Source organism: Lentilactobacillus rapi DSM 19907 = JCM 15042 (assembly GCF_001436255.1).
GTDB classification, from domain to species: domain Bacteria; phylum Bacillota; class Bacilli; order Lactobacillales; family Lactobacillaceae; genus Lentilactobacillus; species Lentilactobacillus rapi.
Window position 1 is genome coordinate 1 of sequence record NZ_AZEI01000018.1, and the last position, 12,141, is coordinate 12,141.

The window sequence follows — 12,141 nt, forward strand, 5'->3', positions numbered from 1 at the left end:
TTATGTGCCTGAAAATTATTAAATATTATCTCCAACTATTGGGGTTCACTTCAAAATGAATGCATTACTTTTTTGGCTTAAATTCTGGGATCAAAACGCCTATTATCCCAGTTTCGTTTGTTAATTAAGTTATTTTCGCTGTAATCTCAAAAATATTTGGATAATAACGCAGAAGATACCGCTACTTTGATCTGATTGCGCCCTTTAAGCTCGTTTAACCATTCCCTGGGGAAAGTTACCGGGGCGAACAATAAGGACGCTAGCATCGACGTTATGGACCCAATTGTGTCGGCATCGTTTCCCAAGTTGACTGCTCGGGTAACAGCTACTGAATATTGCTCAGAATTCATCAGACACCAAAAGACCGAATTCAGGGTATCAATCACGTATGGCGAACTTTCAATCAAATTGCTTGGCTGCCTTAAGAAATGGGGATCTTCAAGCTGTGAAAAGAGATCAGCATCCTCAGCAAATTCTTCTTTGGTTCGATAATAGTCCAGACACTCTTTTACTGCCCTTAGCATGGCGTATTTGTTTGGATTGTACACCAACCTGATAGTCACGTTCGTTAAGATGCCGGAAGCAATTAAACTCCGTGGATGACGGTGAGTCGTGGATGTGTATTCATGAACCAAGTTGGCGACATCATCGTTATACTTATACCCATTTGTACTAGTTAAAATATAGAACGCTAATGGCATCATCCTCATCAGTGCGCCGTTACCATTGTCCATTTCAGAATCGCCGCCACATAATTCCGGCTTGATACCGGAATCAAATCGGCGGATCGCATCCCCGGTTGTTTTACCAACGCCAAAAGTCATGCCAAATGGCGTATAGTCACCAAAGTGGTACCACTGGGAGTAGCGCATCATTAAGTCGTAAAGATTGTATCCTTGCGTCAGGCTAACCAGTGAAGCAAGGGTTAATGAGGTATCGTCCGACCAAGTTCCTGCAGGCACGTCATTTTCCTTGTGACCAATCATGGCATGGATGGGGTTTTCCAGTAAATCTTGTCGTTTTTCGCACTGAAAAGGAACGCCCAAAGCATCGCCTAAAGCAACGGCTGTTATAGATTGAAATAGTAGGTAGCTGGTTGAATACATGAAATTACCTCGTTTTAGGATTTCTTGATGAAATGTGGGGGTGTGGCGTTCTAACTGGATCGATTACCGGATCCAAAAGGGATAGCTGGCAGTTTCAAACTTGAGATTATAAGTCCGCTCACCTAGTTCTTCACCATCAATTTGACCGTATCTGGAGTCTTTGGTGGAAATTAAAAGTTCCTTTTGAACGTAGTGGTGGATGAATCGCAAACTTAAATGTCTCTTTAAAAATATCATACTTACGAATAAAAGCAATTGAATTGGATTAGGTTTTTCAACAATTATCAGGTCCAATTGATTTTTATACGCTGACGCATCTGGGGCAATCTTAATCCCACCGCCGAAGTAGGGCAGATTAGTCGTTGTTACTAAAAAGGCATTTTGGTAGACATCCTCTGGCTTGCCGGGAATCTTAACGTGGGTGTTAAAGCCTTGAAAGGTTCTTAATGCATTGATAACTGAAATCCAGTATGAAAATTTCCCAAAGTAGCGGCTGTTTTTTAGGGATGACCTGTTGGCATCGTGGACGACCGTGGCATCAAATCCAATGCCAAAATTGTTGGTAAAATAGCCCTCATCATGAGTATCCAGGTTGGTGTACTGACCAACGGTTAACGAGGCGGCCTTTGAGCAATGTAAAATTTGCTCCAGGGCTTTATCCCAATGTAAGGGGATCTTGAGCGCTCTGGCGAAGTCATTTCCCGAACCAATTGGTAAGAAAGCAATCGGGATCTTGGACTCGGAAGGATAAGTTGCATAGTAGCCGATGCAGCCCAAGAGGGTTTCGTGGAGAGTGCCGTCACCACCGGCAGCCATAACGACCGCATCGGAATGATGGGCGTGAGTTATTTGGCTCAGAATTTGGTTTGCTAATTCGACCGCATGACCGTCATATTGGGTAACAAAAGTGCGATAAGAAATATTTAATTGTTTTAGCCGGGCTTCAACTTTTGGCCATAGCAAACGTGCTTTATTACCACCGGCACATTTGTTCAAGATGATAAAATATTCCATCGGTTAATGATTACCCCCATAACAGTTAATTATAGTTAAAATTAAAAATATGTAGTAGAAAAGCTTGAGGTTGAGACAGTGTTGACAAATGCTCTATCAATGCAACTGAAAAGTACATTCTTATATTGATAAAACTTGCGACAAATGGCTGATCTTCGCCATCTAAGCAAAAAAGCAATGCATTCCAAAACCAGAATGCACTGCTTTTTCACTTAGATTCTGGGATCAAAGTGATTTTTGTCCCAATCTCAAGCCTACTAAGTCATTATGGAATCAGTTGAAAACCTATTTTTGATTTCCATTCATGATAAGCATTGGTAAAATCATTGGATGACGTTCCGTCTTATCATAGAGGAATTCTTGTAAGTCATCGATAACGGCGTTTCTAATTGAAGATTCCGTTGCTTTTTTAGCACGCATTGCTTTTCGAATGGTCTTGAAAACAAGTCGCCGGCCTTCATCAAGCAACTCGCCAGATTCTTGCATGTACACAAACCCACGGGACAAGATATCTGGACCAGATTGAATTTCCTGGTTGTGTAAATTGATTGTGGCAACGACAACAACGATGCCTTCTTCAGATAATAATTGACGGTCTCGCAAGACGATACTGCCAATATCACCGATTCCACTGCCATCAATGTAAACATCACCGGCTTGGAAATGACCAGCCATTCGGGCATTATCTTTTGAAAGAGCCAAAACATCACCATTTTGCATGATGAAGCTATGATCCATTGGAACCCCACATTGTTCTGCGAGTTCCGTGTGAATTTTCAACATTCGATACTCACCGTGAATCGGCATAAAGAATTTCGGCTTCATTAAACGGAGCATCAGCTTTTGTTCTTCCTGGCCACCATGACCAGAGGTGTGAATATTGTTTACTCGACCATGAATAACGTTGGCGCCGGCTTCTTCAAGCTTATTAATGACGCTGTTAACGCTGGTTGTGTTACCAGGAATTGGATTACTTGAGAAAATAACCGTATCACCTGGTTGAATTGAAATCTGACGGTGGGTCCCGTTGGCAATCCGTGAAAGGGCAGCCATTGGTTCACCCTGTGATCCCGTACATAAGATCAACGTTTTATTGGCAGGAAGTGATTGGAGATCATGGGCATCCACAAACGCATCGTCTGGAATATCCAGATAGCCAAGTTCGCGACCGTTAACGATTGCCGCATCCATACTTCTGCCGAAGACGGCGATTTTACGACCGTGAGCCATCGCGTTGTCACAGGCGGTCTTAATCCGCGAAATGTTCGAAGCGAAAGTGGCAAAAATAATTCGATCCTGAATCTGATCAAAAATATGCGCAATCGAATTACCAACCCATTTTTCGGAGTGGGTCCAAATTGGCTTCTCAGCGTTCGTACTATCAGACATTAAGCACAGAACGCCTTCAGCACCCAATCGGGCCATTTCTTGTAAATCAGGCGGCTGGTTGGTCACTGGAGTCAGATCGAACTTATAATCACCAGTTTCCACTATGACACCGACCGGAGTGTGAACGGCAATTCCGACTGTATCTGGAATTGAATGGGTCGTCCGGAAGAAAGAAACCTTCATTTTTCTAAACTTGAGCACAGATTTATCGCTAATCTCATGTAATTCAACCGAGTTCAGCAAACCGTGTTCTTCCAACTTGTTCTTGATAAGTGCCATCGCTAATGGGCCAGCGTAAATAGGAACATTCAAAACCTTCATCAGGTAAGGAACCCCACCAATATGGTCTTCATGACCATGGGTGATAACAAGCGCCTTGATTTTGTCCTTATTGTCCACTAGATATTGATAGTCAGGGATAACGTAATCAACCCCCAGAAGGTCATCTTCCGGGAACTTGATGCCGGCATCGATTAAAATAATTTCATCTTGAAACTGAATTCCATAGGTGTTTTTACCAATTTCACCTAGACCACCAACGCCATAGATAGCTGCTTCGTTATTTTTGACGTTTAATTTTTTCATTTATTATTGAACTCCGTTAACTTGTAGTCTTCATTGGCTTGCTCATATTCGAGGTGCTTACCTTGTAACGGCTCAATAAACTCAATTTCGTAATCGGTATGATCTTCGACAAGTGCATGAGCCTCTACTTCAGTATCTGCCTCCACATAAAGGGCATGGGTCGTTTCCCGGCGAGGGCTTTGCGTCTTGCTGGGTTGATATAGTACTTTCCAAATCATAAAAAAACTCCTTTAAAATTATACTTTATTTAAGAAACAGTTGGGTTTCTCTTCGGACTAGTGGTTGTGAAAACACAACTAATAACGATATATTACCATATTATAAAACATAAGTATATAAAGTTGAAAGTAATCGTCTTGATGATGTCATGGTAGAATTAGTGTAACGAAAAGAAATGGGGAGCTAAGTATGGAATTAATTATCCAAATTGTCATTGGCCTGGTTGCAGCGTTTGCCATCTATAACTTGATTCATTACTTATTCGTTACCCGGCCAAGCCGCAAACGAACAGCGTTAGCCCAACGAGTCTGTAACGAGGCGGTGAAAACGGCCGTTCACGAGCTGATGAAATCCGGTGATCTGGAGCCGTTTGACGATTCCGACTTACGCTCCGAACAAATTGCAGAAATTTGGGGGCGGGGGGTCATGGCCTTTGAATATCATCTGCCAATTAGTAAGATGAAAGGCACAATTCCTGAATTTAAAAAGCTTCTCGCCACGGCATTGGTTGATTATGGGAATAATCACCACATGCACGTTCATTTTGAAAACGTGGATCAGCCAGTCTTTATGGTTACAGATATGTGGCAGCTGGATGATCGGCTCCACTTCGATGTGGCCTACTTGGTGAACTTGACGACCGTGGAATATGTGGATGATTTGAAAAGGTTGTAATGTGTGGAATTTAAATACTTAATAGTTGATAAATCACTCTCCCCAAGCAGAAATTCTTGCTCGGGGATTTTTATTTTGAAACGACTTATTAATGATGTAGCACAGATAAAATTCGATAGACGACAACTTTCTTTCATGTAAAGCCAACTAATCAGTTGCCTGTTTACCCAATTCTTTTCGATATTGTTTCGCCAATTTCCGCCGAATTTCAATAATTCCCATTGCGTTATGATCGATCGGCGGTGAATACAGCCGCTCAAATTGTTCAATTGCTTTTAGAATTTGATCACCTTTTGTTTCGTCACCAAAATATAGTTGCCAAACGCCGTTAATCAGTTGCTGCATGATTCTCCCATCTGCTGATAGGGTGTGGGGATCAATGACCGTCACTTTATCGATGAGTTTTCTGGCACGGTCATATTCAGTCAAATTAAGCTGAATCTGAAAGACCGTCAAATACATATTCATTAATTCAGTTAACATGTCAAACGGATCGTTTTCAAGCGAAATGTATTGTTTACAATTCTTTTCAAATTGATCAAATATTTTAGGGATTAGCTCGGCTTTCCCTTTACTGATTGCAATGACAAATAGAATATCTGCAAACTTAATTTCTTGAATGGTCCAAGTCCTGGATGAAAATAGTTTATTCCAAAGATTGTCGATTTCTGGTGTAACCGTGATGGTTTTGGAATAATAAGACTCAATCAAAATTTCACCGGTCGCTGCCAAAGACCGTAACCCGAGATTTGGGCTTTCTTTATGATCGGCGACAATCTTGCCCATGATTTGAAGATTGTGAGCATCGTAGGCTTTCCGAAGTCGATTATCAAGTTCCTGAGCAACCGTCTGATGGTAATCATTTTGAATAAAGCGAAACTCATTGACTGAAATTGATAAGTTATCGAGAATGGCAAACAGTTTGGATGCACTGACATCATTGAGCCCGCGTTCAAATCGATTGGCGAAGGATCGTGACACGATGCCCGAATACACTTCTTTTTGAGTAAAGCCTTTGATGTTGCGAATTTTCTTAACCGTTTCCCCGATAGATGTCATCTTTATCCTCCTATGTCGCATATTTGCAACATATTTTAATCCTTTTAGCGCTGGATGGCTAGTAATATTCAAGTTAATCAATTAGGACAGCTCCTCCAGGCAGCAACCGGCACGTAAGCACCTCCAAGAAAAATTCCAGGACCGGGAATTCCCCTCGGAGGCGACTTACGTTCCGGTTACTAACCGCCTGGATCCGCTCACTATTCTTAGGACAGCTCCTCCAGGCAGCAACCGGCACGTAAGCACCTCAACCCAAAATTCCCAAACCCGGAATTTCTGTTCGAGGAGACCTACACTCCGATCTCTAACCGCTTGGATCCGCTCACTTTTGTCACTCAGGGAGGATTAACCGATGGAAATTAGTGATCATCAATCGAATATTCAAATCATTAAAGACTTTTCCAGCAATCTCATCAGTGCGTTTTCAGCGGACATGTTTTCGCTGGCGATGGGGTTGATGTTACTTGCCGAAACCGGGATGTCACTGAGCTTTGGATTATCGATGATCATCATGCCGCTGGTGAGCTTGTTGGGATTAATGCCAATCGGCAATCTGGTTGATCGGCACCGCCACAAACCATTACTGGTGATCAGCATCCTGATTCGCTTAATTGCCTTGGTCGGGTACGCCCTCACGATCGGTTATTTTCACGGCGTGGGTAAAATTATCCCAACGGTGTTATTCCTGATTATTAATTACATTGTTCAAAGTGTGATGACAACTGGTTATAATGCGGCTATTCATGAATTGGTGAATGAGAAGCATATTCAAAAATTAAGCTCGCTCACCCAATCAGCGACGTCATTTGCCAATATCTTTTCACCGATTGTTGCGACCTCTTTTTACGCGTTATTAGGATTCAGAACATTTATTGCCTTTTCGATTGCGGCTAATGCCTTGACCTTAGTGATCCTTCTTTCAATGAAGTTTCATTATCAACCCGTTGCTCAAATTCACAGTGACAATGAGTCGTCTCAGTGGACACTGTTTAAAGACGGGTTACACTATATCAGTTCCAATCGGTTTTTAAGGTACGTAATGAGCGGCGGCGTCTTTTTAAATCTGATGATTTCCGCGTTAAATATTGGGATGCCGTTCATGGTGGTGCATCAACTGCACGCTGGTGATCTATCCCTTGGAATCTTAAATTCACTCTATGCTTCCGGTGTGTTGATCGGGAATCTCGTCATTGCGATGTTGCCGCCAATTAAACGGCTGACCAGGATTTTGACGTCAGCATTCATGCTGGTTGGCGTGACCTTATTGATGTTTGGCTTTGTGGTCATTCCAGGATTGGGTGTTAAGACGCTCCGAGTGGTAGGGGGACTGATTCTATGTATCAGTGGGATTTCGTTGGCATTTCTAAATACGCCAATGGGGATCTATATTCAAAAGACAGTTCCTACTGACTTATTGGGGCGGGTTTCATCAACCGTCATGTCGATTAATATGGCATCAACCCCAATTGGCATTATTATCTTCACGGTCATTTTTCAAGTTTGGCCGAGTTGGCTTAACTTCACAGCCAGTGGGGCGATCTTAATCGGATTCACCTTGGTTCTAAGTCGGCTAATGTATCGTGAAGAACGTCGTGAGCCAATGGGTGCGAATCAGCCGATTGAGGAGAACCGTTAAAACGATTGAGCTGGTTGGTCGAAAAGCCGTTAGTTCATAAAAAATAAGCCACCCTCATCGACGATCCCGGCCGGGGATTGTCGATGAGGGTGGCTTATGTACGTGCCTTAAGCTGTTGATTCTGCGAATTAGCAACTAATAAATAAAAATTTCATCATCCGATTTGGCAAACGGATTATCTTTATTGATGTGATCATAGAACAACGTCCCGTGTAAATGGTCAATCTCATGTTGGCAGACGATGGCCGGGTAATTTTTCAGTCGGATCTTATGATCTTCACCCTTAACGTCCGTATATTTGAGTGTGATTCTGGCTGCTCTGGGAACGTATCCGGGAATATCTTTATCGACTGATAAGCAACCTTCCCCCTCGGTCAAAGCACCGCGTTGGACCGAATTTGAAACAATCACCGGATTAATAATGACATCTTTGAAAAGTGGCTTATCGCTTTCATTTTCGTCTTCATTAGGTACCAATACCGACGCCATCATTTCTGATACGCCGACCTGGGGAGCTGCCAAGCCAACCCCAGCACGCAATTTGTATTTTTCACACAGTTCAGGATTCTGACTAACCTCCAAGTATTCCATGAGGTCATGAGCTAGCTGTTGATCTTCTTTACTTAAGGGGAACTTGACTTTTTGAGCTTGTTTGCGGAGAACTGGATCTCCATCTCGAACAATATCTTTCATTAAAAACACTACAAAGACCTCCGAATAAATTTTGAACTAAACGCTAACAACCATTTTAGCGTAAATCTGACAAAAAAACTATCCGCAAATTATTTTGTGAATTTTCACAATCTCTTACTGCGACAAGTCATTTCAAATGTGATTTCAGTAACTTGTTAAAACGTTTCGAAAATGTTGTTTCATAGTAATGTAAGGGCTTGCAAACGGTTGCGAAAAATGCTAAATTTGAAGTGTGGTTTAGAAAGATTCGATTGTGCATCACAAGTCGAGCTTCACAGGAAAGGAAAGTGTTATCTATGGCAGCAGAAGACAAGCAAGTTGTTGATTTTGCCAAAATCAAATCCACAATGAGCGATCCTTATAAGAAACCGATTCAAGTTATTGATGAAAGCGGAAAAATCGTTAACCAAGAATTATTTGATCGTTTTAGCGACGACGAATTAGTTACTTTGATGGAAAAGATGGTTTGGGAGCGGGCCCTCCACGAACAAACGATGAACTTCTCTCGTCAAGGCCGTTTGGGTTTCTATGCTCCTACTTATGGTGAGGAAGCTTCTGAAATGGGAATTGCCTCCGCTATGAAGAAGCAGGATTACCTTTTCCCAGCATACCGTGACCTACCACAATTGATTCAACATGGCGCAACCGTTAAGGAAGGCTACCTGTGGTCCAAGGGTCACTATCAATGCTACGACTACTTCAGAGAAGGCGTCCGTGCTTGGATTCCACAGATCATTATCGGTGCCCAATATGTTCAGGCAGCGGGTGCGGCTCTTGGTATTAAGAAGAATGGTGAAAAAGATACCGTTGCTTATGCCTTTACAGGTGATGGCGGTACTTCACAGGGTGACTTCTATGAAGGGGTTAACTTTGCCAGTTCATTCCAAGCTCCGGCTGTCTTCTTTGTTCAAAATAATGGCTGGGCAATTTCAGTTCCTAGAAGCACCCAGACTGCGGCTGAGACATTGGCTCAAAAAGGGGTTGCTTCAGGAGTTCCTGGAACCCAAGTTGATGGAATGGATATCTTAGCAACTTACTTAGTTGCCAAAGACGCCCGTGACTTCGCTGCGGCTGGAAATGGCCCTGTATTAGTTGAAACTTTGACCTACCGATTTGGTGCCCACAGTTCAGCTGGTGATGACCCAAGTCGTTATCGAACAAAGGAACAAGAAAAGCCATGGTTCGACCGTGACCCATTGATTCGGTTGCGAAAGGTACTGACCGATAAGAAACTTTGGGATCAAGATAAAGAAGATAAATTAGTCGCCCAATATAAAGATGAATTTAAGCAAGCAATGAAAGATGCTGAAGCCGCTCCTAAGCAAAAGATCAGCGACTTCTTGAAGCACACATTTGAAGTTCCAACCCCAGATGTAGCTGCTGACATCAAGAAATTTGAAGCAAAGGAGTCGAAATAATCATGGCTAAATTAACGTATATTAAAGCAATTACCGACGGGCTTGACCAAGTATTACAAAACGACCCTAAAACGCTGATTTTCGGTGAAGATGTCGGCAAGAACGGCGGGGTGTTTAGAACAACTGAAGGCCTCCAAGACAAGTATGGGACTGATCGAGTCTTCGATACCCCATTGGCAGAATCAGGAATTTTAGGGATGTCCATTGGCCTATCATTGACCGGTTGGCGACCAATTCCAGAAATCCAATTCATGGGATTCACAATGGAAGCTGTTGACTCAATTGGTGGTCAAATGTCTCGGAACCGTTTCCGTTCTTCAGGCGATATCTCGATGCCGATTACGATTCGGACACCATTTGGTGGTGGAACTCATACCGCTGAACTTCACGGTGATTCGTTGGAAGGGTTATTCATTGGCATCCCAGGGTTGCGAGTTGTAACCCCTGCTAATCCATACGATGCCAAGGGAATGATTATTGCTGCTGTTGAAAATAACGATCCAGTTCTGTTCATGGAGAACTTGAAGCTTTATCGTTCAATGAAGGCCGAAGTTCCAGAGGGCCACTACACGGTTCCACTAGACAAAGCAAACGTTGTAAAAGAAGGATCTGACATTACCGTTGTTGCTTATAGTGCTGAAGTTAACGAGGCACTTAAAGTCGCAGACAAATTAGAAAAAGAAAACATCTCGGTTGAAGTGATTGACTTACGCTCATTATCACCAATTGACGATGAAACGATCTTTGCTTCAATTGATAAGACTCACAAAGTTGTCATCGCTCAAGAAGCCCAGAAAATGACCGGTGCCGGCGCAAAGGTTGCTGCAGACATCGCTGAAAAAGACATCATGTCACTGGATGCGCCGATCGGCCGAGTTGCTGCGCCAGATAGTGTTTTCCCATTTGCTATGGCAGAAAACGACTGGCTTCCGGATGCAGATGATATTGAAGACAAAGTTCGAGAAATTTTGAACTACTAAAATTCTAATTTGGTAAAGAAAGGAAGTTAGATCCCATGGCTTATAAGTTTAAACTACCAGAAATGGGAGAAGGAATTACGGAAGGTGAAATTGCCGCCTGGGACGTGAAGGTTGGCGATAAAGTTAAGGAAGACGATGTCTTAGTCGAAATCCAAAACGATAAATCCGTCCAGGAAATGCCATCTCCAGTTGCTGGAACCATTAAAAGTATTGATAAAAAAGAAGGAGAGACGGCTGAAGTCGGCGATGTCCTAGTCACCATTGATGATGGGTCTCCAGATACCGGCGATGATACGGCGCCTAAAGAAGCACCTGCTAAAGAAGAAGCTGCTCCCGCTCCAGCCAAAGAGGAAGCACCTGCTCCCGCTGCTGCTCCAGCGCCTGCCGCAACGGTAACCGCTCCGCCGGCTGCTTCAAACCCAAACGCAATTGTGAAGGCAATGCCATCAGTTCGTCAGTATGCTCGAGATAAAGGCGTTGACATCACGGCGGTTCCTGCGACCGGAAATCATGGGCAGGTCACTAAAGCTGATATTGACAACTTTAATCCTGCCGCCGCTCCAGCTGCTGCACCTGCTGAAAAGGCTCCTGAAGCTGCACCGGTACAAACAAAGGCCAGTGGTCAGGCAGTCAAACCATGGAAGTCTGGTGAACCTGATCTTGAGACCAGAGAACCAATGTCCATGATGCGAAAGACGATCGCAAAAGCAATGCGAACATCCAAGGACATCTCACCGCATGTTACTTCATTTGATGATGTTGAAGTGAGTGCCTTGATGGCTAACCGGAAGAAGTACAAGCAAATGGCTGCCGATCAGGATATCCATTTGACCTTCTTACCATATATTGTGAAGGCAATTGTTGCGGTCATGAAGAAGTATCCTGAATTTAACGCCTCCATTGACGACAGCACTCAAGAAATTGTTTACAAGCACTATTACAATGTTGGCATTGCAACGAACACTGATCACGGCTTGTACGTTCCAAATATCAAAAATGCAGATTCCAAAGGGATGTTTGAAATTGCCAAAGAAATCCGTGAAAACAGTCAGGCAGCCTATGATAACAAGTTGAAGGCTGACACGATGCAAGGTGGCTCCATTACGATTAGTAACGTCGGCTCAATTGGCGGTGGCTGGTTCACACCGGTTATTAATCAACCTGAAGTTGCAATTTTGGGAGTTGGCAAGATTGCCAAAGAACCAATTGTCGATGAAGATGGCGAAATCAAAGTGGGTAACATGATGAAGCTTTCATTGAGTTATGATCACCGGTTAATTGATGGCGCCCTTGCTCAAAATGCCTTGAATTACATGAATCAATTGCTTCATGATCCAGCAATGTTGTTGATGGAAGGATGATCGAAT

General features: G+C 43.1%; 11 protein-coding genes. 5 read left to right on the forward strand and 6 right to left on the reverse strand.

Annotated features, from left to right (window positions below):
* Positions 1-146 precede the first annotated feature (146 nt).
* From FD12_RS02725 to FD12_RS02740, 4 genes are all read right to left on the reverse strand, one after another.
* Complete coding sequence (locus tag FD12_RS02725) at positions 147-1,106, reverse strand: ADP-ribosylglycohydrolase family protein (protein WP_056981547.1); 960 nt, start codon at positions 1,104-1,106, stop codon at positions 147-149.
* Positions 1,107-1,169: 63 nt separating this feature from the next.
* Positions 1,170-2,120 (reverse strand): diacylglycerol/lipid kinase family protein, encoded by a 951-nt coding sequence (locus FD12_RS02730; protein WP_056981550.1) that lies wholly within the window; start codon positions 2,118-2,120, stop codon positions 1,170-1,172.
* A 285-nt stretch (positions 2,121-2,405) separates the two neighbouring features.
* The gene (gene rnjA / locus FD12_RS02735; protein WP_056981552.1) at positions 2,406-4,094 is read right to left on the reverse strand and encodes a ribonuclease J1; all 1,689 of its coding nucleotides are present in this window, start codon (positions 4,092-4,094) and stop codon (positions 2,406-2,408) included.
* Entirely contained in the window at positions 4,091-4,312 is a 222-nt protein-coding gene (locus FD12_RS02740) for a DNA-directed RNA polymerase subunit epsilon (protein ID WP_056981554.1), read from the reverse strand. Before FD12_RS02740 ends, rnjA begins: the two co-directional genes overlap by 4 nt.
* A gap of 190 nt (positions 4,313-4,502) precedes the next feature.
* On the opposite strand from FD12_RS02740, the gene FD12_RS02745 reads away from it, so the two are divergent.
* Positions 4,503-4,988, forward strand: coding sequence for a hypothetical protein (locus FD12_RS02745; RefSeq protein WP_054749084.1), 486 nt, complete (start codon positions 4,503-4,505; stop codon positions 4,986-4,988).
* Positions 4,989-5,135: 147 nt separating this feature from the next.
* On the opposite strand, the gene FD12_RS02750 is transcribed toward FD12_RS02745, so the two are convergent.
* The gene (locus FD12_RS02750) at positions 5,136-6,047 is read right to left on the reverse strand and encodes a helix-turn-helix domain-containing protein (RefSeq protein ID WP_054749083.1); all 912 of its coding nucleotides are present in this window, start codon (positions 6,045-6,047) and stop codon (positions 5,136-5,138) included.
* A gap of 352 nt (positions 6,048-6,399) precedes the next feature.
* Here FD12_RS02750 and FD12_RS02755 point away from each other — a divergent pair, with 352 nt between their 5' ends.
* Positions 6,400-7,683 carry an MFS transporter gene (locus FD12_RS02755; protein WP_054749082.1) on the forward strand — a complete coding sequence of 428 codons (1,284 nt, stop codon included), beginning with the start codon at positions 6,400-6,402 and terminating at the stop codon, positions 7,681-7,683.
* Between the two features lie 135 nt (positions 7,684-7,818).
* Here the strand turns inward: FD12_RS02755 and def are convergent, their stop codons facing one another.
* Complete coding sequence (gene def / locus FD12_RS02760; RefSeq protein ID WP_054748713.1) at positions 7,819-8,385, reverse strand: peptide deformylase; 567 nt, start codon at positions 8,383-8,385, stop codon at positions 7,819-7,821.
* Positions 8,386-8,672: 287 nt separating this feature from the next.
* On the opposite strand from def, the gene pdhA reads away from it, so the two are divergent.
* From pdhA to FD12_RS02775, 3 genes are read left to right on the forward strand one after another with little or no spacing between them, the layout of a single operon-like run.
* Positions 8,673-9,794, forward strand: a complete 1,122-nt coding sequence (gene pdhA / locus FD12_RS02765) for a pyruvate dehydrogenase (acetyl-transferring) E1 component subunit alpha (protein WP_054748710.1) — start codon at positions 8,673-8,675, stop codon at positions 9,792-9,794.
* 2 nt (positions 9,795-9,796) lie between these two features.
* Positions 9,797-10,774, forward strand: coding sequence for an alpha-ketoacid dehydrogenase subunit beta (locus FD12_RS02770; RefSeq protein ID WP_054748708.1), 978 nt, complete (start codon positions 9,797-9,799; stop codon positions 10,772-10,774).
* A 35-nt stretch (positions 10,775-10,809) separates the two neighbouring features.
* Positions 10,810-12,135 carry a 2-oxo acid dehydrogenase subunit E2 gene (locus FD12_RS02775; protein WP_056981556.1) on the forward strand — a complete coding sequence of 442 codons (1,326 nt, stop codon included), beginning with the start codon at positions 10,810-10,812 and terminating at the stop codon, positions 12,133-12,135.
* The last annotated feature ends 6 nt before the right edge of the window (positions 12,136-12,141 follow it).